This window comes from Antrihabitans auranticaus (assembly GCF_016481275.1).
In the GTDB taxonomy this organism is placed as follows: domain Bacteria; phylum Actinomycetota; class Actinomycetes; order Mycobacteriales; family Mycobacteriaceae; genus Antrihabitans.
In genome coordinates this window covers 1,129,158-1,150,006 of record NZ_JAEMNW010000002.1, presented here as the reverse complement: position 1 = coordinate 1,150,006, position 20,849 = coordinate 1,129,158, and the positions used below count along the sequence as shown (strand labels likewise).

Sequence of the window (20,849 nt, the reverse complement as noted above, 5' to 3'; positions counted from 1 at the left end):
TCGACGACTAGCGGGGTCGACCGACTGACGTCGCGCGCCACCCGCGGGGGCTGGCCTCGAACCGATCGCGGAACCAGCGCGAGAAGTTGCTCGGCGACGCGAACCCCAGCAAGGCGGCGACTTCTGTGAACGAGTGCCGTCGACCCCCGACGAGATGCCGCGCCAATTCGGTCCGTGCAGCGTCGAGTACCGCGCTGAACGTAGTCCCTTCCGCGGTCAGACGGCGATGCACTGTCCGTCTGTCGACACCCATGCTGCGAGCGACCTGTTCGACCGAACAACGGCCGGTGGGGAGCAGCATTTCGATCAGCTCCCGCACCCGTGCTGCGGTGCGCGGATCTCGCCCAGCGGCGTCGGTCGGCGGTAGAACTCGCTGAATGTAGGTTCGAAGCTGCGGGTCCGACAGTGCATTCGGTCGGTCGAGGTCGCTTTCGTACAGCACGACCCCGTCGAAATCGTGGTCGTAGCGCACGGTGCACGGGAACATCCGGCGCGCGGTCGTAGGGTCGGCCGGCTCGGGGTGCGTGAAGCACACCGCCAGCGGTCGCCAGTCCGGGCCGAGCAGTCCGCGCAGGAAGCCGAACAGGACGCCGACGGCCAGGTCGGTGGATTGGTGGTGCGGCTGCCGCGTGCCCAGATCGAGTTCGATACGGGCTGACGCAATCCCATCGGCGCTGCTCACCCGCGTATGTAGCGCCTCGTTGTACATGTTCTCCGACCGGACCAGCAGTTGCAGTGCACTGCGAACATCCGGTTCTTCGCGCAGCACGAGACTGACCGGTCCGAGATGTGAGAGTCGCCGTAACTCCGCCAGCCGCAGGCCGAGGTCGGACTTGCCGGTTTCCACCGCGGTCCGTTCGAGGAGTTCGGCGACCGATGCTGCGGGCACCCAGCGATCCTGCAAACGGACGCCGGCCGGATCTAGGCCGGCGCGGCGGAGGAGCGTCGCTGGGTCGGCACCGAGCGTCTGCGTCAGCTCGACGAAGTTGGCCAGCGAGGCGTACCGCGCGAGGGGCTTCGCCGCACTTCGCAAGGGTGATAGCACCTCCCAAGAGTGTGAGCCGGGTCTCCGCGGTGTCCCGATATGAATAGAACAACGTCCCGTCAAGAACAGTTTAGCCGGTTTCAGCTTCGTAGTGTCATCTGCATCACAACCGACCGCCGCGGTCGGATCAGCAGAAAGGAACACCGGGTGACCAGGCAGACAGACGCCAAGGCAATTCGCTTCTACGAGACCGGCGGGCCGGAAGTTCTCCGCTGGGAGACGGTAGCGGTCGGCGATCCGGGCCCTGGCGAGGTCCGTGTGCGGCACGGCGCAGTCGGACTGAACTTTGCCGACACCTACTTCCGCACCGGTCTCTATCCGTCGCCACTGCCGGCAGGCATGGGGGTCGAGGCCGCCGGAGTCGTCGAGGCGATCGGCGCCGACGTAGTCGGCTTCGCGCCGGGCGACCGGGTCACGTACACGGGCAGCCCGCTCGGCGCGTACAGCACAGTGCGCGTCATGCCGGCCGAGCACTTGATCTCGTTGCCTGACGCGATCGAGTTTGACACTGCCGCCGCGATGACGATGCGTGGGCTCACATCCGCGTACCTGATGCTTAGAATCTACAACTACCGCGAGGGCGACACGATCCTGCTGCACGCCGCTGCCGGGGGCGTCGGCCTCATCGTCACGCAGTGGGCAAAGCTGCTCGGCCTCAACGTGATCGGCACGGTCTCGACCGCTGCAAAGGCGGAGATCGCGCGAGCCCACGGCTGCGACCACGTGATTCTGTACCGCGACGAAGACGTCGTCGCCCGGGTGCGTGAGCTCACCGGCGGGGCGGGTGTGCCGGTCGTTCTGGACAGCATCGGCGCGACGACGTTCCACACCTCGCTCGACTGCGTGGCGCGACGCGGACTGCTTGTGTGCTTCGGCACCGCGTCCGGGCCCATCCCGCCGATCAACGCGATGCAACTCGCGATCAAGGGCTCGATCTTCGTCACAAGACCCGCACTCGCCGACTACATCGCCGACCACACCGAGCGAGCGGAACTCGCGGGCGAGCTGTTCGACCACGTCGCCAGCGGACGAATCGCGATCGACATCAACCAGCGCTACCAACTGTCCGATGCCGCGCGTGCACACGACGACCTCGAAGCCGGCATCAGTGTCGGCTCGTCCGTCCTGACCGTCTAGATCGAGAACTGGAAACGACCATGACCACAGCCACTGTCCCACCGTCCATTCGTATTCGCGCCGAGCGCCTGACCGCCGGCCTTGGTGCCGAACTGTTCGACGTCGACCTCGCCGAGGTGGCACACGACGCCGAGCTTTTTACCGAGTTTCGCTCACTTCTCCTGCGGCACAAGGTGCTTTTCGTTCGTGATCAGCCGATCAACCGTGCGGACCACGTCGCGCTCGCTGAGCGTTTCGGCACTCTCGAAGACCACCCCGTGCTGGGCAGCGACCCCACGCATCCCGGTCTCGTGCGGATCTACAAGGATCTCGACAGCCCGCCCGAGCACTACGAGAACGCCTTTCATTGCGACGCAACGTGGCGGGACAACCCGCCGATGGGCTCGGTGCTGCGCTGCATCGAAGGTCCCGCGGTCGGCGGCGACACGATCTGGGTGGACATGGTCGCGGCCTACGAACGTCTGCCCCGCAACATCAAGGAGCGCATCGCCGGACTGCGGGCGCGCCACAGCATCGAGTCGAGCTTCGGGGCCGTCATGCCGACGGAGAAGCGTGCGGAGCTGCACCGGCGTTTTCCCGACGCCGAGCACCCGGTTGTCCGCACCCACCCCGAGACAGGCGACAAGGTGCTGTTCGTCAACTCGTTCACCACGCATTTCACCAACTTCCACACGCCGGAGAACGTGCGGTTCGGCCTCGACTACGCACCCGGCGCCGCCGACCTCCTGCGCTATTTGCTGAGCCAAGCGACTGTTCCCGAATTCCAGGTTCGTTGGCGCTGGACGCCGGACAGCTTCGCCATCTGGGACAACCGCTGCACCCAGCACTACGCGGTCCAGGACTACTGGCCCGGCGTCCGACGCATGGAACGCGCCGGCATCGCGGGTGACCGCCCCTTCTGACCACACCGCACAACCGAACACAAGGAGAGACCATGCATTTCCACGACGACGCCCTGTTCCCCGAGGTCCAGGACAAACTGGTGATCACCTGCGCGCCGTACGGCCCCGAATGGGAGCTCGACGACTTCCGTGAAGACCTGCCCCTCACCATCGAGGAGCACGTGCAGCAGGCCGTCGACTGTTACGACGCCGGCGCGACTGTTCTGCACATTCACGTCCGCGAAATGGACGGCAAGGGCAGCAAGCGACTTTCGAAGTTCAACGAGTTGCTGGCCGGTCTGCGCGAGGCTGTGCCGGACATGATTCTGCAGGTGGGCGGCTCGATTTCGTTCGCGCCCGAGGGGGATGGAGCCGATGCCAAGTGGCTTTCGGACGACACGCGGCACATGCTGGCCGAGCTGGATCCGAAGCCGGATCAAGTCACCATTGCTATCAATACGAGCCAGATGAACATCATGGAATTGATGACCGACGACGACATCGCCGGCACGTCCATGACACGCCCTGAGTTGTCCGACACCTACCGTGAGATGACGGTGCCCGCCGGCCCGGCCTGGGTCGAGGAGCACCTGCGCCGTCTCGCTGCGGCGGGCATCCAGCCGCACTTCCAGCTATCGTCCATCCCGCAGCTCGAGACCGTGGAGCGGCTGATCCGGCGCGGCACGTACATGGGTCCGTTCAACGTGACCTGGGTCGGCATCGGCGGCGGCTTCGACGGCCCGAACCCGTACAACATCATGGAGTTCGTCAAGCGGGTGCCCGACGGCGCGATCCTGACTCTCGAGACACTCATGCGCTCGGTACTGCCGGTCAACGCCATGGCGATAGCGATGGGCCTACATCCGCGTTGCGGCAACGAAGACACGCTGTGGGGCCGCAAGGGCCAGAAGATCAAGTCGGTCGATCAGGTCCGGCAGCTGGTCCGCATCGCCGAGGAACTCGGCCGTGAGGTCGCGGACGGCAAGGAAGCCCGCGATATCTACCGGATCGGCGAGCAGTACTCGACCGTCGACGAAACCCTCGCCAAGCTTGGCTACGCGCCGAACCGCGCACCGGGCCAGGTCGGCTTCACCGGCCACGCCTGACGGGACACGAGATAATGACCGCCATCATCTCCTCGGTGGGCGAGCCAGCAGGACCGCCGGTAGCCCGGACGCCGTCGTCCGGGCGCCGGTTCTTCCCGTGGGCCGTATTCGCTCTCGCATTCGCGCTGTTGCTGTCGGACTACATGTCCCGGCAGGTGCTCAGCGCCGTGTTCCCGTTCCTCAAGACCGACTGGTCGCTGACCGATTCGCAGCTCGCTTCGCTGACCTCGGTCGTCGCGCTGATGGTCGGGTTGCTTACCCTGCCCATTTCGATTCTGGCCGACCGGTGGGGTCGCGTCCGCAGTCTCGTCCTGATGGCCGTGCTGTGGAGCTTCGCGACCCTCGGGTGTGCTGTCGCGTCCGGCTACGAGCACATGCTGTTCGCTCGCTTCCTGGTGGGTGTCGGTGAGGCCGCGTATGGCAGCGTGGGAATTGCATTGGTACTGAGCGTGTTTGCGCCCCGTGTGCACGCTGCGCTGTCGGGCGCCTTCATGGCAGGCGGTTCGTTCGGCTCGGTTGTCGGCGTGAGTATGGGCGGCGTGATCGCGACCCAGTTCGGGTGGCGGTGGTCGTTCGCCGCGATGGCAGTCCTCGGGCTCCTACTCGCCGCGGTCTTCAAACTGCTCATCACCGAACGTCGCGTCGCACAGCACCTGGTGCACCGTCCAGCACCCGGAGTCGTCGTTCAACGGGCGCCGTTTACAAGCCTCTTCACGAACCCGGCTGTGCTCTGCGCCTACGTGGGCGGCGGGTTGCAGATGTTCACGGCCGCGGTGATGCTCGCCTGGCTGCCGAGCTTTTTCAACCGCACTTACGGCTATCCCGCCGACCGTGCGGCGGTGATCGCCTCGATCTACGTATTGCTCATCGCCACGGGGATGATCTGCTGCGGCTATTTCGCCGACCGGCTCAGCCGCACCGACGTCACCCGCAAATGGACTGTGGGAGTTGGGTACTGCGCAATCGGCCTCGTATCTCTCCTCGTTGCTTTTCGTCTCGATACCGGTGCGGGACAACTGGCGTTGCTCGCGGTGGGCGCGTTCTTCTCGGCCGGCTCGTCGGGAACGACTGCGGCTATGGTCGCAGGGCTGTCTCATCAGTCGGTGCAGGCCTCCGCGATGGGCACGTTGACCCTTGCGAACAACTTGCTGGGTCTGGCCCTCGGGCCGATGGTCGTAGGAATTCTTGCCGACGACCTGGGTCTGCTCGGTGCACTACAACTCGCACCGCTGGCCTACATTCCCGCGGCCCTGGCGATGGCACTCGGCAAGCGCATGCACCCTCGCGGACTGGCCAAGCTCGCTGCACTGGACGCCGCGACCACGCGCACGGTATCTGCGCACCACTGATCGTCCGTGTCGGCCGGACAGCCCCGGCCGACCCGTTTCAGCTCATTCACTCACGAAGGTACTCCAATGATCACTTCCAAATTCGTTTGTGCGGCAGCAATTGTCGCGGCCGCAGTGGTTGGCACCGCAGGCACCGCCCATACCGAACCGCTGAATATCGAACTGGCGCCGACTGTCCACTACACGACCTACAAGGACGGCGCGGCGGCGGTGATCAGCATCGATCAAGGTTCGCTCGTCGTGGACGGCGGCCGGTTCCAGATCCGGTCGGCCAACGGCGACGTCCTGGCCGGCGTTCCGCTCGAATACAACGTCGACGAGATCGCTTTCCCGATCGATGCGACGATCGACGGCCACACCGCGCGGTTGACGCCGTCGGTGGATCCCGCCAGGGCGTACTACAAGCCGGTCGCTATGCCATTTCAGGATCAAGCGCCTTGGCGAACCGCGTACGAACGTGAGCAGGCGGCATGGGCGCGAATGACCCAAACGATCACCACGGGCGCCGCGGCCGGAGCTATCGCCGGTGCGATCGGTACCGGGCTGATCGGCTGCCTCGTCGGCGGCACCACGGCCGGAATCGCAACAGGCCCGCTGGCAATGCTTTTCGGAGCCGGACCCTTGGCGGGCTGCCTCATCGGCGCGGCTGCACTCGCACCGCTCGGCGTCGTCGGTGGCGCGATGTTCGTCGGCGCGCCGGTGGCAATCGCGGCGTTCATCCAATACCAGGACACGATCAACGCCCCCTTCGCTCCTGCTGCGCCCAGGTAGCCACCACTTCGACGACGATCAGGGGAAATTCATGGATAACACCATTTCACGGACGGTGGTGATCGTGCCCGGCCTACGCGATCACGTCGCCGACCATTGGCAGACGCATCTGGCCACACGCCTCGGCAACGCGCGCACTGTTCCACCGCTCGAACAGAATCGCCTCAGCCGCGCTGCCCAGGTCGCCGCGCTCGACGAGGTCCTGACGTCCGTCGTCGGGCCTGTCGTCCTCGTCGCACACAGTGCTGGAGTGATGACGACGGTGCACTGGGCGCAGCACGCCGCGCGTCCCATTGTGGGCGCGCTCCTTGCAACGCCCGCCGACCTGGAACAGCCACTGCCCGAGGGCTATCCGACAATCGAGCAACTGGACCGCGCCGGCTGGAATCCCATTCCACGGCGGCGGCTGCCCTTCCCGAGCGTGGTTGCGGCCAGTAGCAACGACCCACTGGCGAGCGGCAGACGAGTAGCAGGCTTGGCAGAAGCCTGGGGCAGTCGGCTCGTGCAACTGGGTGCGGTCGGCCACTTGAACCCGGCCGCCGGCTTCGGGTATTGGGAAGGGGCAGAACAACTTCTGCAGGATATGGGCCACACGCATTCGGAGGTCTCGGCGTGACGCGCGTGTACCGGACGGCGGCAGAGGCAGTTGCCGACATACCGAGCGGCGCTTCGCTGGCGGTCGGAGGATTCGGTCTGTGTGGAATCCCCGACGCACTCATTGCCGCGATCGCCGCGACAGATCTGATGGTGGTATCGAACAATTGCGGCACCGATGGGCACGGGCTGGGACTCCTGCTGGCGCAGAGGCAGATTCGACGCGTGATCGCGTCCTACGTGGGCGACAACGCGGAGTTCGCGCGACAGTACTTGTCGGGGGAACTCGAAGTAGAACTGACGCCGCAAGGCACGCTCGCCGAAAAGCTTCGAGCCGGCGGGTCCGGGATCCCCGCCTTCTTCACACCGGCCGGTGTCGGAACCCCCGTTGCCGAGGGCGGTATGCCGTGGCGGTACCACCCCGACGGGTCGGTGGCTGTGTCATCCCCGCCGAAGGAAACTCGCGAATACCGCGGGCACCGTCATGTGCTCGAAGAATCGATAACCACCGACTACGCGTTGGTGCACGCGCTCATCGGGGACACCGCAGGAAACCTCGTATTCGACAAGGCTGCTAGAAATTTCAACCCATTGGCCGCGATGGCTGGTCGAATCTGCATCGCGCAGGTCGAGAACCTTGTGCCGGCAGGCGAATTGGATCCCGGACAAGTACATCTACCCGGAGTCTTTGTCGACCGGGTTGTGCACACCGGCAAACAGGACAAGCAGATCGAGAAACGCACAGTCACGGAGGTAGCGGCATGACAACGGGCTGGACGCGCAACGAGATGGCAGCTCGCGCCGCTGCCGAACTTCGCCCGGGGGAGTACGTCAACCTCGGAATAGGTCTGCCCACATCGATTCCCAACCACCTGCCGGCCGGCGTCGACATCGTCTTGCACAGTGAGAACGGGATTCTCGGAACCGGTGCTTATCCCGAAGAGAGTGCCGTCGACGCCGATTTGATCAACGCAGGCAAGGAAACAGTGACCGTGAACCCCGGCGCGGCATTTTTCGACTCCGCGTTCTCGTTCGGAATGATTCGTGGTGGGCATATCGACACCGCGGTGCTCGGCGGGATGCAGGTCTCCGAATCCGGCGACCTGGCGAACTGGATGGTCCCCGGCGCCATGGTCAAGGGGATGGGCGGCGCGATGGACCTCGTCCACGGTGCCCGCAGGGTGATCGTTCTGATGGAGCACACCGACAAGTTCGGCGCCGCCAAGATCGTGCGTCGTTGCACGTTGCCACTGACCGGGCAGGCCGTCGTGCAGCGGATCATCACGAACCTCGCCGTCATCGACGTCGGTGCGAACGGGCTTGTCCTGCGGGAATGCGCGCCTGGTGTATCCGAAGAGTCGGTGCGCGTGGCAACGGACGCGCCCCTGGCGAATCCAGCTCGATGACGTCATCCCGCGAGCAACACTCCGCCGAGGGCGATTCCGGCTACCCACACTGTCGAGATCAGCGCCAGGACGAACGGGCGCGGACCCACACGTCTGATCGTCGCGACATTCACTCCCGCTCCCAGTGCAAACATTGCCGCAGTCAGAAGGGCCGTCTGGACCGACAATGCAAGGGCCACAACGTTGCCCGGCACCACGCCGGCCGAGCGCAGCCCGGCACATGCGAGGAAGCCGACGACAAACAGGGGGACCAGCGCGGGGTGTCGACGGTCGTCGGCCGCCTCGCGGTTTCGGCGCATGCGCGCGCTGACCACGGCGATGACGGGGGCAAGAAGGACGACGCGGGCAAGTTTGACCACGACCGCCGCCGCGAGTGCGCTGCCACCGATTGCACCGCCCGCAGCAACGACCTGAGCGACCTCGTGGATCGACCCACCGGCCCACATTCCGGCGGCGTGTTCGTCGAGCCCGAGGAGGCGAGCAAGGAGCGGCACGGCGGGAATCATGCAGGTGCCGAACATGACGACGAGTGCGACCGCAGTAAGGACCTCCTCCTCCTTGGCGTCCGCCACACCGTCTACGGCGGCAACCGCAGCCGCGCCGCAGATGGAGAAGCCGCATGCGATCAGCAACCGTTGCTTCCACCCGATACCGAGCAGGCGGCCAACGAACATCGTGCCGGCGATGCCGAGCACAACGATCGCGACGACAACGGCAATCATCGGAATTCCGAGCGCAAGGATGTCGCCGAACATCAACTGCAGGCCCAGCAGCGCGATTCCCAATCGCAAGAGCCGCTTCGCGCAGAACGTGAGTCCGGGCTTGCACCGAGAAGGCAACCCGCCGAGATTGGCGAACGCAGCGCCGACCAGGATCGCGATCAGCAACGGACTCACTGTCGGCAGAAATCTGCTCACGGTCAGCACTGCGGCGGCAACCGCCGCGCACACGGCAATTCCCGGCGCGAGCGCATCGACCGACTCGCGAACCCGTCGGAGTGTCGGCGCCGGCCGGATTTCGAGATCGTTCGGGTCATGTTCCAGCGCTTGACTGCTCATGCTCCGAGACTGCGCGACAACCGAACCCGGCAGTAGACGGCATCTCAGCATGAATGGATATCACAGCAATATGTGTCAGCTCCAGCTCATATACTTCCGACATGGGTAGCGAATGGCCCGAGATGGCGACGCTGGAACTGCTGGTCGGCATCGACGACCGCGGCAGTCTCGGCGCTGCCAGCAGACAGATCGGTATGGCACAGCCGAACGCGAGTAGGGCTATCCGGCAGCTCGAGAGTCGGTTTGGAACGGCACTCGTGCAGCGCAGTCCGCGCGGATCGACGTTGACCGCGCAGGGCACGGTGATCGTGCACTGGGCTCGTCAGGTTCTCGCGGACATGCGCCAACTCGTCGATGCGGCAGACGCGCTGCGCGTTGAACAGGAAGCAGAGTTGACGATCGCGTCCAGTCTCACTGTCGCCGAATACTTGTTGCCCGAGTGGCTGGGCGAATTCCGGCGAGCCAATTCCGACGTACACATCCACCTGCAGATGCTCAACTCGATGCAGGTGTTCGACCGAATCGACGACAGGTCCTGCGACGTCGGATTCGTCGAAGGTCCGGCGGTGCCGGATCACCTGAACAAGATCACCGTTGCGAAGGACCGCTTGATCGTCGTCGTTCACCCCAGCCACAAATGGGCGCGTCGCCGGCGGCCGCTCACCGTCGCCGAACTCGCGGCGACTCCGCTGCTAGCGCGCGAACCCGGATCGGGAACGCGGCGGACCCTGGATCTGGCACTGCAGGAGTACGACCGGCCGGCGCCGCTGCTCGAGCTCGCCAGCAGTGCCGCGATTCGCGCCAGCGTGCTCGGTGGTGTGGGCCCCGCCGTGATGAGCACCCTCGCGGTCGCCGATCAGGTTGCGTCCGGGGAGCTTTCGGTGGTCGACATCGAGGGGGTCGACCTTTCCCGGACGCTGCGGGCAGTCTGGCGCCAACCTCGTCGGCTGAGCGGTCCGGCGGGTGATCTGCTCAAATCGATTCTGCGGGAGAATCGAAACCGGCAGTGAGACTCGTGCAGCGGCCAACAATCACGCCGACGAGGCGGCTTGGTCGAGATCGATGACGCGCGCGGTGGCGGTGGCCGTCGCAACCAGGGTGCCGTGCTCGTCTTTGAGGTTCCCGTCAAGATGCGCGACGTCCCCGGCGCGGTGAACTACTCGGCCGGTCCCGACGATTCGGCCGGGTCGGACCGGACGCAGGAAGCTCGTATTCAGCTCGAGCGTCGACTGAAACTGGTTCGGTTCGAGAGTCGCGAGTAAAGCGGGTCCGACTGTGTCGTAGAGCATTGCGGCCAGAAAGGCACCTAGAACGTTGCCGACCGGATTGGTGAATTCGCGGCCTGCGGTAAATGCGACCTCGATGGTGGCTTTCGTGGCGTCGTAATCGACGAACTCGAATCCAAGTGTTGCGGCGGCCGGGGGGATCGGGGCCCGGCCATCGACGCCGTCCCAGAAGGGGCCCGACCGGGCCTGATTGCTGTCGTTCATGACTCCTTACCTTTCCTCTCCGTAATGGGTGGTCGGGTACAGGACCATTGTGCCTCTGCCGCAACCTTGGTGAGAGCCAACAGAATCGCTCGGACTGTTTCACCTCCGCCGAAATGCGAATGTGACAAAATCCGGTGAGTACAGGTCCGCCTGGTCATTCCAGGCCTGCATGTAGGGAGCGCCGGATGAGCAGGGTGATGACCTCGCGAGGTCGCAATTCGATAATTCGAACAGCCGTGGTTGCGGTGTTTGTCGGCGTCACTTGGACCGCCACAACCGGTGCTGCGCAAGCGATTCCTGCGAGCGATGGGGTCTCCACCGCGGTCGGATTTCGCCAAATTACGCCGTCGGGTCCGTACGATCCTCGTTGCATACTCGCGCAGGGAAACCCGATTTGCGCGAACGGCCCTTGGGTCGCTGTGCCCAACGCCCCGCAAAACCCGCTTCCCAGTGGGCCGAGCGACGACCCTCTGACTGACCCGTCGAATCCCGCGGACCCCAATAGTCCGCTGAACCCGTCGAATCCGGCGAACCCCAACAGCCCATTGAATCCGGCGAACCCGGCCAACCAGTCGAATCCGATGAACCCTTCGAATCCGATGAGCCCGCTCAATCCGATGAGTCCGTCGAACCCGATGAATACCGCCTGACTAATCGAGCTGACTGAAATGGCCCGAGCCAACGTATTACGGCTCGGGCCACAACCGTTCGGGAATCGGCCGCTACTTGGCGCCGATTCCCGTGCACTCCGCTAGTTCAGGCGCCTACCCAAATCCAGTCGCCGATCGGCAGTTGCGGCAACGCTCGCACCGTCGTCATCAGCGTGTCGCAGTATGCGGCGTCGCTCTGGACGTAGCCGGTCTGGCACACGAAGTTTCCGAGTTTGTCGTAGTGCGCCGTGCGGCCGTACAGACTCCACGTCAAGCCGTCTTCTGAAGGGCTCCAAAGGCATTCGTCCGGCGTCTGCCCTACGCACGGCCCCTCCACGCCCCAGGGCCCGGCCGGATGCGCGGATGCTCCCGGCGCAAAGCCGAGAGACAACGCTGCGGCCGCCGCAGTACCAAGAAGTATGTGCGTCAACGACTTCGTTGTCATGGAGAGTCCTCTCTATTGTCCCCATCACCTAAGCACAAATCCGCTTCTCTGCCTGGTGAATCATGCAGTCCGAGCGGAGAAGTCCAAAAAAATACTCTCGCCGACTTAGGAGACGGCTGGGAACTGATTGCCGCGGACATGCCCACGCTGATCGCCGCGAATAATCACTTGATGCCAGACGCCGCCGGCACCTGGCCGGCACCTCGCGGTGGACCCTACGTTTCAGTAACGTGTCACACTTTTTGCTGGGCTAGGGCTGCCTTGAGTAGATCATTCAGCGAGCTTTCCGGATCCGCCAATTGGGTCGGATCTACCGGAATCCGTTCACCGATGACCCGGCGACTGAACATGAACTCCTGCGGCCGGTTGACGCAATCGGCGGCGATCAGCTCACTTTCCTTGAAGTAGAAGCAAGCGAAGCTGCGGCCATTTTCCGGCTCTCCACGAAGTACGACGCTGTCGTAGCCCTCGTTGAGCCCGGCGATCTGCAGCTTGAGTTCGTACTGATCGGACCAGAACCACGGCAATGCCTTGATGTTCTTGTCCTTGCCGCACATCGTCGCGGCGGCGACCTTCGCTTGTTCGCCGGCACTCGGCACCGACTCGAGACGCAGGCGGCGGTCGTAGCGAGGCATGAAATTGTTCGTGCAGTCGCCGGCGGCCACAATGTCGGGGTCGCTGGTAGTTGCCTTGCCGTCGATGATGATGCCGTTGTCCGCCGACAGCCCGGCGGCCTCCGCGAGTTCGGTGTTCGGGACAACGCCGATTCCGATGATGACCAGATCGGCGTCGATGAGCTCGCCATCAGCGAGACGCACACCGCGGACGTGATCATCGCCCTCGATCGCCGAAATCGATACGCCGGTACGCAATTCGACGCCCTCTTCGCGATGCACACGGGCGTAGAAAGCCGACACCTCCGGCGCAGTTACGCGTTGCAGCACGCGTTCAGCGCTTTCCAAGACGGTCACCTCAGCACCCAGTTTGCGCAGCGAAGCCGCGGTCTCCAAACCGATGTAGCCGGCGCCGATAATGACAACGCGGCCGGCGGGGGTGATCCCACGACGGATCGCCTCGATGTCGGCGGCATCCCGCAGGTAGTGCACGCCGGGCAACTCCGAGCCCGCGAGTTGTAAGAGACGCGGTCTCGCACCCAGACACAGCGCGAGCTTGTCGTAGCGGATTTCCTCGCCGTCGCTCAGCGTGATCGAATGTGCTTGACGATCGATGCTCACGACCGTCGCCTGCCGAAAGGTGATGTCGTTCTTCGCGTAGAACGCGGACGGCCGAATCAGCAGTTCCTCGAGAGTCGTCTTACCCGCGAGGTAGGTCTTGGACAGCGGCGGGCGGTGATAAGGCAGCGCCGGCTCGTCGCCGATGACGAGGATCTCCCCATCCCAGCCTTCCTGGCGCAAGCTCGCACAAAGCTGCGCGCCGGCATGGCTCGCCCCGACAATGATCGCCCGCACTGGTCAGACCTGCTGCTTCTTGGTGAGCTTGACCATCAGCTTCGAGTAGCCGCGCACGAAGGTCGACTGCACGATCTCCGGCTCTTCGACGACCTCGATGTCCTCGAAGCGTTGGAGCAATTCCTCCCAGAGGATGCGCAACTGCATCTCGGCGAGTCGGTTGCCCATGCACCGGTGAATGCCGAAGCCGAACGCCAGGTGGTTGCGCACGTTCTTTCGATCGATGATGAGCTTGTCAGGCTCCTCGAAGTGCCTGTCGTCACGGTTGGCAGATGCGTACCACATGACGAGCTTGTCGCCCTTGCGGATCTTCTTGCCACCGACGACGGTATCTTCCTTGGCGCGGCGGGCCATGTAGGCCAGAGGCGTCTGCCAGCGGATGATCTCCGAAACCGCGCTCGGGATCAGCTTCGGATTCGCCTTGAGCTTGGCGAATTCCTCCGGGTACTTGTTCAGGGCGTACACGCCACCCGACATCGAGTTCCGAGTTGTGTCGTTCCCGCCGATGATCAGGAGAAATAGATTGCCGAGGAGCTCCATCGGCTTGTCCATCATGTCTTTGGTGCTCGGGTCGGTCAGCATCAGGCTCAGCAGGTCGAAGCCGGGAGCCTCGCCCGCTTCGATTCGCGCCTTTTTGTCGTTCCACAGCTCGAGCAGCTTCCCGGCGTAGATCACACCATCTTCGAAGGTCTCGTCGATGTCCGAGTCGCCACCGGCGACCGCCGGCACTCCGACGCCCATGTCGCCGATCTTGGTCAGCTCGCTACGAGCCTCCTGCGGCCAGTCGAGCAGAGTCGCGAGCATGCGCGCGGTGAGGTCTTTGGAGACCGCGTCTACCCAGTTGAACGGCTCGCCGACCGGCAGGCCGTCGAGGACTTCCTGCACACGCGTTCGGATCAGAGCCTCGAACTCCTTGAGGTTCTTAGGCGCGACGACGCTCTGCACGGCATTGCGCTGCTGGTCGTGCTTGGGCGGATCCATCGCGATGAACATCCGAACGTCCAGACCCGCGGGCGGTTTGCCGATGATGATGTACGGCTCGGCCGAGAACAGGTGGTGGTTCTTGTCCATGGCGAGGATGTCGTCGTAACGAGTAACCGACCAGAACGGGCCGAACGGACCCTTCTTCTGGTAGTGCACCGGCGACTCGTCCCGCAGGCGCTTGAAGTGCGAGAGCCACTGCCCCTGGCGATACAAGAACGGGTTGCTCATGTCGATGTCGGCGAGGGGCACCGTCGCACCATCTGGAATCGGCTTCTCGACGAACTTCGGTTGCCGCGCACCCTTGTAGACGGTGCGTAGCGCGCGGTTGTACGCATGCGCTCCGCGGACCAGCAAGGGAAGCGGGAGGTTCGCCTCGACCTTGCTTCTTACGAGGGGCAGCGGATTGGCCGACTCGACCCGACTTTTGACGCGATCGATTGCGTTCATGATTTCAGTTACCTCGCCGTGGCTTGAAAGTATCCGGGCTACATCTGGAATTCGGGGAGCTTGACGGTCATGCCGTCCATCGCCTCGGTCACCCTGACCTGGCATGCGAGTCGCGACGTCACTTCGCGCTCGGGTGTCAAATCGAGCATCTGCAGCTCTTCGGGATTCTGCTCGCCGGTCCGGCTGAGCCACTCTTGATCGAGTATGACGTGACAGGTGCCGCAGGCACATTCCCCGCCGCAGTCGCCGTCGATGCCCGCGACGCCGTTGCTGGTCGCGATTTGCATCAACGAATCTCCCTCGACGATCTCAGCCTCGTGCGCTTCGCCGTCGTGTGAAACGAAAGTAATGGTTCCCATGTCCCTACCTTTGATAGCCGGGGGCAAGGGGAGGCTCGATGGGCCACGTTGCCACCTTGAAACTGCATGCGATCTGAAGCGGAATGAACTTTACAATAGCAGTGATTTGTCTAACTACGCGACAAAATCACCAAGATAGTTCGCGATCGGATGACCCTCGAGGTGCCGCCGGGGTTGCGAGTTGTGTCAACAGCTCAACTTCGCCTGTCCGAAGTCGGTTGTGCTTCGGAAACAAGCAGGGCGACGTGTAGCGAGGTCATCGATTCGCCTTCGCTGAGGTCGACCCCGAGGATGTCTTCGATTCGAGCGAGTTTGCGTACAACGCGGGCCTGCTCATATGTAGCCGATTGGCGAGGGCGGATTTGTTCCCCGCAAGATCGAGATATCCGCGCAAGATTTCGATGTTTCGATCGCCGGAGACGATGTCGTTCAGGATCAGTGCTCGCAGCTCGGCTTCGGCGAAGGCCTGTACGCGCGGATCGCCGCGCAGAAGTGATACGAGCCCCCGTAGGCGTATGTCAGCAACGCGGAAACAGGTTCGTCCGCTCGACGGCATCGACACTGCCGCTTCGGCGACGTGTCCTGCTTCGCTGATGCGGCGAATTGCTTCGACGAGATCGCGCTGGGGCGTGCCGATTCCAAAAACGATTTCCTCCGAGCCGATTTGGCGTCGGGGGCCGCGGTGCAGTGCGTCGCCGAGTGCGTCGAGCACCTCTTGCTGCGACCGTCCCCGGGCGACCTGAAGAGCTAGGACCATGCCTATTTCGCCGGGGCTGCGGATGCAGAACAAGCCGGTATGGCCAGCCGCTTTCACCGCGTGGACGACGGCATCGAGCAGCTGGGTACTGCGTCGCCGGGCTGCGACCGGGTCGGAATCGTGCGGCCAGTCGCGGGAACGTACAGCTGCGGGCACATACGAAGCGACCGGTCGTAGGCCAAGTGCGAATGCTCGAGCGCTGATGTCGTCCGCGCTGCGAATTCGTTCCTGCAGAACCTCTTCCAACAGTCCTGCTTGTGCTTGATGTTCGATGTCGAAACGACCTCGCTCTGCCATTCTGTGCAGCACCAACGCCTGCGCTGCGCGCTCGAGGACCATCGTGGTGCGCGGTGCCGCGATTGCCCGAAGGGCGATGAGACGACCCCATTCCTCACTGCGTCGACCGACGGGAACCGATACCCACTCCTGCGTTTCCGCCGGGTCGGTGCCCGGGCTGGCGCGCAACCGCGATCGACGTTCCCAATCCTGCAGAAGCTCCGCGGTGACGTGGCCTGCGGCAGCCACCGCGACCGCTTGATGCGCGAGGTCCTCCAGCACGATCGGCACGTCCAGCAGTTGTGCCGTCGCCTCGACGATGTCGGCCGGTGAACCACGCCTCATGCCTAGCTCGGTGAAGATCTCGTGGGTGCTGCGCGCGAACGCAACCTCCGCGAACTGCTCGGCGACGATCGCGCGGTGGACGTGCTCGGTGACGTCGACGAACCGGATCACGCGATGCAGCGCGATCAATGCGAGACCGAGCTCGGCGGCGATGTCGCCGGTGCCCGGAGGTAGCGGGACGTCCGGGTTGCCGAGTTCGACGACGACGCCCAACGCCTTCGCCTGCGCAAGTCCGTTGAGATAGCGCCGCGGCGAGTGCCGTAGCGCGGCGCCGGTAGTGAGGACCAGCTCCCCGCCCTGGAGGAGCTGGGACAGATCCGAGATATCGCTGACGTGGACCCATCGGACCGGTGTGTCGAAACCCTGCGAACTCAATACGTCAGGTTTCCCGGCCTGGATGACAGGCAGCTCGATAATGTCCGCGACGGTCGTCGTCATGTTACGAAGTGTATGCATGAATGGCAGATGACATACATATTGTCGTCAAACGGTTTCCCCGTCCGGAAGGCCCGTTGCTCGGGACGATGCGATCGAGCCATGCCGGCGGATTCCGCTGGAAGAACGCGGCATCGGGGCGTCGAGTCGACGCGGTCGGTGCTCAGCCAAGGCTGTTGTCGGCGACGTCCAGTGCCGCGTCGAGGATCGCGAGACCATCTCGGGCCTGGGCGTCGGTGACGGTGCACGGCGGCACAACGTGGATGCGGTTGAAGTTCGTAAACGGCAACATTCCTCGTGACTTGCATTCCGCGACAACCGCATTGATTGCGGGGCTCGATCCGCCGTAGGGCGCCAGCGGCTCACGCGAGATCCGGTCCTTGACCAATTCGACCGCCCAGAACACTCCGGTTCCACGGATTTCGCCGATGCTCGGGTGCCGAGCAGCGAGATCGTTCAGCCCGGGTCCGATGACCTCCGCCCCGACGCGTGCCGCGTTGTCGACGATGCCTTCCTCGGTCATCACGGTGATCGTTGCCGCTGCAGCTGCAGTCGCCAACGGGTGGCCGGAGTAGGTGAGCCCACCGGGATAGGGGCGGTCAGCGAACGTGGCGGCGATGGCCGGGCTGATCGCCACTCCTCCGAGCGGGACGTATCCGGAGTTGACGCCTTTCGCAAACGTCAACAAGTCCGGGACGACCTCGAAATGGTCGATGGCGAACCATTTTCCACAACGTCCGAAACCGGCCATCACTTCGTCGGCGATCAAGACGATGCCGTAGCGGTCACACAGCTCCCGCACGCCGGCCATATAACCGGGCGGCGGGATCATGATTCCGGCGGTCCCCGGAATGGACTCGAGCATGATGGCGGCGATCGTCGACGGACCTTCCAGCGCAATGACGGACGCGAGGTGCGCGAGCGCCCGTTCGCATTCTTCGGCTTCGGTGGTCGCGTCGAAATGTGAGCGATAGAGAAAGGGGCCGAAGAAGTGGACGACGCCGCTGTTGCCGTAGTCGTTCGGCCATCGGCGCGGGTCACCGGTGAGATTGATCGCGGTGTCGGTACCACCGTGATAGGAGCGGTAGCGAGCCAGCACCTTGTAGCGGCCGGTGTGCAGCCGTGCCATCCGTACAGCGTGTTCGTTCGCGTCCGCACCGCCGTTGGTGAAGAAGATCTTGTTCAGGTCCCCGGGCGTGCGCTCGGCGATCAGACGCGCCGCCTCCGAGCGAGCGGCATTGGCGTGTTGCGGGGCAATCGTGCACAGCGTCGCCGCCTGCGCTTGGATCGCGGCGACGACTTTCGGATGCTGGTGTCCGATGTTGACGTTGACCAGTTGGGACGAAAAGTCGAGCAGTCGGTTGCCGTCGCCGTCCCACACGTAGGCACCGTCCGCTGCCGTGATCGTCATCGGGTTGATCTGCGCCTGCGCCGACCAGGAATGGAACACATGGGCGCGGTCGAGTTCGTACGTACGCGCAGCCGCACTGCGTAGATCCGCCAGTGTCGCCCCGTTCGGCAGGGACCGGGTGTCGGTGGTGAGTGTCATGTCGAAAGTCCTTACCGGTCAGGCGTTCTGCGGAAAGCCGAGTTCGATACCGCCATGGCTGGGATCGAGCCACCGGCTCGTCACGGTCTTTCCTCGCGTGAAGAAGTGCACGCCCTCGGTGCCGTGGGCGTGCGTGTCACCGAACAATGAGTTCTTCCAGCCCCCGAAGCTGTAGTAGGCCATGGGAACTGGGATGGGCACGTTGATGCCGACCATGCCGACCTCGATTTCGTTCTGGAACCTCCTGGCCGCACCGCCGTCGTTGGTGAAGATGGCGGTCCCGTTGCCGTAGGCGTTCGCATTGACCAGATCCATTGCCTCGTCGTAGGACTCGACGCGGACGACCGCGAGCACCGGTCCGAAGATTTCATCGGTGTACACCGACATGTCGGGATCGACGTGGTCGATCAGGGTAGGACCCAACCAGAAGCCGTCTGCGCCGCCGTCGGCCTCGACCGTCCGGCCGTCGATCACGATCGTGGCGCCGTCGGCTTCGCCGGCGTCGACGTAGGACGCGACCTTGTCGCGATGTGCCTTCGTCACCAGGGGGCCCATATCGGCACCCCCGGTGCCGTCACCGGTTTTGATCGTTCGGGTTCGCGCGGCGATCTTTGCCACGAGATCGTCGGCGATCGGGCCGACAGCGACACATACCGAGATCGCCATGCACCGTTCGCCTGCGGAGCCGAAGCCCGCGTTGACCATTGCGTCGGCGGTGAGGTCGAGGTCGGCGTCGGGGAGCACGATCGCGTGGTTCTTCGCCCCGCCGAGCGCCTGGACGCGTTTACCTGCTGCGGTTCCGGTCGCGTACACATACCGCGCGATCGGAGTGGAGCCCACGAAGCTGACCGATTTGATCATCGGATTCCTCAGCAGCTCGTCGACGGCGACCTTGTCTCCCTGCAAGACGTTGAAGACGCCAGCGGGCAGTCCCGCGTCTGCCCACAGTTGTGCCATCCACATCGCCGCTGACGGGTCCTTCTCGCTGGGCTTGAGGACCACAGTGTTGCCCGCGGCAATAGCGATGGGAAAGAACCACATCGGCACCATTGCGGGGAAGTTGAACGGGCTGATGATGGCGACCGGACCGAGGGGTTGACGGATCGAGTAGATGTCGACGTTGGTCGAGGCGTTTTCGGTGAAGCCGCCTTTCAGCAGATGCGGTATGCCGCAAGCGAACTCGACGACCTCTTGACCTCGGGTCACCTCACCGAGCGCGTCGGACAGCACCTTTCCGTGTTCGCGGGTGATGATTTCCGCCAGCTCGGACTTGCGGGCGTTGAGCAGTTCACGGAACGCGAACAGGATTTGGGTGCGCTTTGCGACCGAGGTATCGCGCCACTCCGAAAACGCTCCCGCGGCTGCATCGATGACGTACTTCGCGTCCTCGACGCTCGCGAGCGCCACCAGCGTGCTGACCGCACCGGTCGCCGGATTGGTCACGGGCGCTGTCGCTGTCGTGGCGCCGGCGAATGCTTTGCCGTCGCACCAGTGCTGCACTGTCTCGGTCATGAAGGAGCCCTTTCGTGAAGTGATTCGACGCAACCGCCAGATCGATGACTCCACTTTCACCCGCGCGCAGCCCGATTCGAGCGAGCAGACTGTAAGAGACCCCGCCGACTTCAATACACTTCGTCAGGCGCTCCGAAGGTCAGGTCGCGGGGTCGTATCCGGTCGCCGATCGAGCGTAGGAGTGCAGCGCGTCGATCACTTCGTTCCGGGTGCGACGCCCGGCGAGTACTTCCATCTGATAGCCGTCTTCCATCGCTACGAAATTCGCGGCGAGCATTCGCGGCTTTTCGGTGAGCTCGAAGTGACCTTGGGACTGTCCGAGGACGAGTATCCCGTGGTAGACGGCGATCTGACGTTCCGTGAGTGCGCTGTCGAGCGCCGCTGCTCGTGCATCGCGCAAGCAACGTGGCCAGCACTCGAACAGCATCCGCGTGAGCGTGTCGTCCGGTCCGGTGGCGACACCCTGGTCGATGCAGACGCGGAGCTTCTCGCGTGGGTCGGGAAACTTTTCCGCTGTGTCCTCGCGCAGCTGGCTGTAGCGCTCGATGGCCTTCTGGTAGGTCTCGTAGATCAAGGCGTCGAGATCGCCGTAATACAGAACGGCCGCCGGTGTTATCCCGGCCTGTTCGGCTACGTCGCGCAGCCGGACGCCTTCGAGTCCTCGTGCGAACACTGCGCGCTCGACCGCGTCACTGAGCTCAGCTCGACGAACGTCTCGACTCGCCTTCCGTGCCATCCTGATCTCCGCTCAGTCGCTGGATAAATACAAATTTAACAGATGTAC

The 20,849-nt window shown here is 63.9% G+C and carries 20 protein-coding genes; 9 read left to right on the top strand and 11 right to left on the bottom strand.

The features are described from left to right. Positions 1-7: 7 nt before the first annotated feature. On the bottom strand, positions 8-1,045 hold the full coding sequence (locus JGU72_RS13465) for an AraC family transcriptional regulator (protein ID WP_307828427.1): 1,038 nt from the start codon (positions 1,043-1,045) through the stop codon (positions 8-10). Positions 1,046-1,192: 147 nt separating this feature from the next. Between JGU72_RS13465 and JGU72_RS13460 the strand changes: the two genes are divergently transcribed. The 8 genes from JGU72_RS13460 to JGU72_RS13425 all read left to right on the top strand — a co-directional run bounded on the left by JGU72_RS13460 (position 1,193) and on the right by JGU72_RS13425 (position 8,289). After that, positions 1,193-2,182 carry a quinone oxidoreductase family protein gene (locus JGU72_RS13460; protein WP_307828426.1) on the top strand — a complete coding sequence of 330 codons (990 nt, stop codon included), beginning with the start codon at positions 1,193-1,195 and terminating at the stop codon, positions 2,180-2,182. A 20-nt stretch (positions 2,183-2,202) separates the two neighbouring features. Next, positions 2,203-3,084, top strand: a complete 882-nt coding sequence (locus tag JGU72_RS13455) for a TauD/TfdA dioxygenase family protein (RefSeq protein WP_199684380.1) — start codon at positions 2,203-2,205, stop codon at positions 3,082-3,084. A gap of 32 nt (positions 3,085-3,116) precedes the next feature. Then, positions 3,117-4,169, top strand: coding sequence for a beta-keto acid cleavage family enzyme (locus tag JGU72_RS13450; RefSeq protein WP_199684379.1), 1,053 nt, complete (start codon positions 3,117-3,119; stop codon positions 4,167-4,169). A 14-nt stretch (positions 4,170-4,183) separates the two neighbouring features. Beyond that, the gene (locus JGU72_RS13445; RefSeq protein WP_199684378.1) at positions 4,184-5,518 is read left to right on the top strand and encodes an MFS transporter; all 1,335 of its coding nucleotides are present in this window, start codon (positions 4,184-4,186) and stop codon (positions 5,516-5,518) included. Between the two features lie 66 nt (positions 5,519-5,584). Further along, complete coding sequence (locus JGU72_RS13440) at positions 5,585-6,289, top strand: hypothetical protein (protein WP_199684377.1); 705 nt, start codon at positions 5,585-5,587, stop codon at positions 6,287-6,289. A gap of 31 nt (positions 6,290-6,320) precedes the next feature. Next, positions 6,321-6,905, top strand: a complete 585-nt coding sequence (locus JGU72_RS13435; RefSeq protein WP_199684376.1) for an RBBP9/YdeN family alpha/beta hydrolase — start codon at positions 6,321-6,323, stop codon at positions 6,903-6,905. Then, entirely contained in the window at positions 6,902-7,648 is a 747-nt protein-coding gene (locus tag JGU72_RS13430; protein WP_199684375.1) for a CoA transferase subunit A, read from the top strand. Before JGU72_RS13435 ends, JGU72_RS13430 begins: the two co-directional genes overlap by 4 nt. Then, positions 7,645-8,289, top strand: a complete 645-nt coding sequence (locus JGU72_RS13425; RefSeq protein ID WP_199684374.1) for a 3-oxoacid CoA-transferase subunit B — start codon at positions 7,645-7,647, stop codon at positions 8,287-8,289. The genes JGU72_RS13430 and JGU72_RS13425 overlap by 4 nt, the downstream gene beginning before the upstream one ends. Positions 8,290-8,291: 2 nt before the next feature. On the opposite strand, the gene JGU72_RS13420 is transcribed toward JGU72_RS13425, so the two are convergent. Beyond that, positions 8,292-9,347, bottom strand: coding sequence for a YeiH family protein (locus JGU72_RS13420; RefSeq protein WP_199684373.1), 1,056 nt, complete (start codon positions 9,345-9,347; stop codon positions 8,292-8,294). A gap of 101 nt (positions 9,348-9,448) precedes the next feature. Here JGU72_RS13420 and JGU72_RS13415 point away from each other — a divergent pair, with 101 nt between their 5' ends. Next, entirely contained in the window at positions 9,449-10,357 is a 909-nt protein-coding gene (locus tag JGU72_RS13415; RefSeq protein WP_199684372.1) for a LysR substrate-binding domain-containing protein, read from the top strand. Positions 10,358-10,378: 21 nt separating this feature from the next. On the opposite strand, the gene JGU72_RS13410 is transcribed toward JGU72_RS13415, so the two are convergent. From JGU72_RS13410 to JGU72_RS13365, 9 genes are all read right to left on the bottom strand, one after another. Next, complete coding sequence (locus JGU72_RS13410) at positions 10,379-10,837, bottom strand: PaaI family thioesterase (protein ID WP_199684371.1); 459 nt, start codon at positions 10,835-10,837, stop codon at positions 10,379-10,381. Between the two features lie 756 nt (positions 10,838-11,593). Then, positions 11,594-11,932 carry a hypothetical protein gene (locus JGU72_RS13400; protein WP_199684370.1) on the bottom strand — a complete coding sequence of 113 codons (339 nt, stop codon included), beginning with the start codon at positions 11,930-11,932 and terminating at the stop codon, positions 11,594-11,596. Positions 11,933-12,165: 233 nt separating this feature from the next. Continuing rightward, entirely contained in the window at positions 12,166-13,401 is a 1,236-nt protein-coding gene (locus JGU72_RS13395) for an NAD(P)/FAD-dependent oxidoreductase (protein WP_199684369.1), read from the bottom strand. 3 nt (positions 13,402-13,404) lie between these two features. Beyond that, complete coding sequence (locus tag JGU72_RS13390) at positions 13,405-14,832, bottom strand: cytochrome P450 (protein WP_199684368.1); 1,428 nt, start codon at positions 14,830-14,832, stop codon at positions 13,405-13,407. Between the two features lie 38 nt (positions 14,833-14,870). Beyond that, complete coding sequence (locus JGU72_RS13385; RefSeq protein ID WP_199684367.1) at positions 14,871-15,191, bottom strand: 2Fe-2S iron-sulfur cluster-binding protein; 321 nt, start codon at positions 15,189-15,191, stop codon at positions 14,871-14,873. 256 nt (positions 15,192-15,447) lie between these two features. Then, positions 15,448-17,007: a PucR family transcriptional regulator gene (locus JGU72_RS13380; RefSeq protein WP_307828425.1), complete on the bottom strand. Its 1,560-nt coding sequence runs from the start codon at positions 17,005-17,007 to the stop codon at positions 15,448-15,450. Positions 17,008-17,167: 160 nt separating this feature from the next. Continuing rightward, positions 17,168-18,553, bottom strand: a complete 1,386-nt coding sequence (locus JGU72_RS13375; RefSeq protein WP_199684366.1) for an aspartate aminotransferase family protein — start codon at positions 18,551-18,553, stop codon at positions 17,168-17,170. 18 nt (positions 18,554-18,571) lie between these two features. Beyond that, complete coding sequence (locus JGU72_RS13370) at positions 18,572-20,065, bottom strand: CoA-acylating methylmalonate-semialdehyde dehydrogenase (protein ID WP_199684365.1); 1,494 nt, start codon at positions 20,063-20,065, stop codon at positions 18,572-18,574. 139 nt (positions 20,066-20,204) lie between these two features. Next, entirely contained in the window at positions 20,205-20,801 is a 597-nt protein-coding gene (locus JGU72_RS13365; RefSeq protein WP_199684364.1) for a TetR/AcrR family transcriptional regulator, read from the bottom strand. Positions 20,802-20,849 lie beyond the last annotated feature (48 nt).

Bases quoted from the DNA above. Each gene is read 5' to 3' on its own strand.
- JGU72_RS13385 (WP_199684367.1), bottom strand. From the start codon at position 15,191: ATGGGAACCATTACTTTCGTTTCACACGACGGCGAAGCGCACGAGGCT.
- JGU72_RS13375 (WP_199684366.1), bottom strand. From the start codon at position 18,553: ATGACACTCACCACCGACACCCGGTCCCTGCCGAACGGGGCGACACTG.
- JGU72_RS13390 (WP_199684368.1), bottom strand. From the start codon at position 14,832: ATGAACGCAATCGATCGCGTCAAAAGTCGGGTCGAGTCGGCCAATCCG.
- JGU72_RS13370 (WP_199684365.1), bottom strand. From the start codon at position 20,065: ATGACCGAGACAGTGCAGCACTGGTGCGACGGCAAAGCATTCGCCGGC.
- JGU72_RS13400 (WP_199684370.1), bottom strand. From the start codon at position 11,932: ATGACAACGAAGTCGTTGACGCACATACTTCTTGGTACTGCGGCGGCC.
- JGU72_RS13425 (WP_199684374.1), top strand. From the start codon at position 7,645: ATGACAACGGGCTGGACGCGCAACGAGATGGCAGCTCGCGCCGCTGCC.
- JGU72_RS13365 (WP_199684364.1), bottom strand. From the start codon at position 20,801: ATGGCACGGAAGGCGAGTCGAGACGTTCGTCGAGCTGAGCTCAGTGAC.
- JGU72_RS13410 (WP_199684371.1), bottom strand. From the start codon at position 10,837: ATGAACGACAGCAATCAGGCCCGGTCGGGCCCCTTCTGGGACGGCGTC.
- JGU72_RS13440 (WP_199684377.1), top strand. From the start codon at position 5,585: ATGATCACTTCCAAATTCGTTTGTGCGGCAGCAATTGTCGCGGCCGCA.
- JGU72_RS13450 (WP_199684379.1), top strand. From the start codon at position 3,117: ATGCATTTCCACGACGACGCCCTGTTCCCCGAGGTCCAGGACAAACTG.
- JGU72_RS13445 (WP_199684378.1), top strand. From the start codon at position 4,184: ATGACCGCCATCATCTCCTCGGTGGGCGAGCCAGCAGGACCGCCGGTA.
- JGU72_RS13455 (WP_199684380.1), top strand. From the start codon at position 2,203: ATGACCACAGCCACTGTCCCACCGTCCATTCGTATTCGCGCCGAGCGC.
- JGU72_RS13420 (WP_199684373.1), bottom strand. From the start codon at position 9,347: ATGAGCAGTCAAGCGCTGGAACATGACCCGAACGATCTCGAAATCCGG.
- JGU72_RS13435 (WP_199684376.1), top strand. From the start codon at position 6,321: ATGGATAACACCATTTCACGGACGGTGGTGATCGTGCCCGGCCTACGC.
- JGU72_RS13380 (WP_307828425.1), bottom strand. From the start codon at position 17,007: ATGACGACGACCGTCGCGGACATTATCGAGCTGCCTGTCATCCAGGCC.
- JGU72_RS13415 (WP_199684372.1), top strand. From the start codon at position 9,449: ATGGGTAGCGAATGGCCCGAGATGGCGACGCTGGAACTGCTGGTCGGC.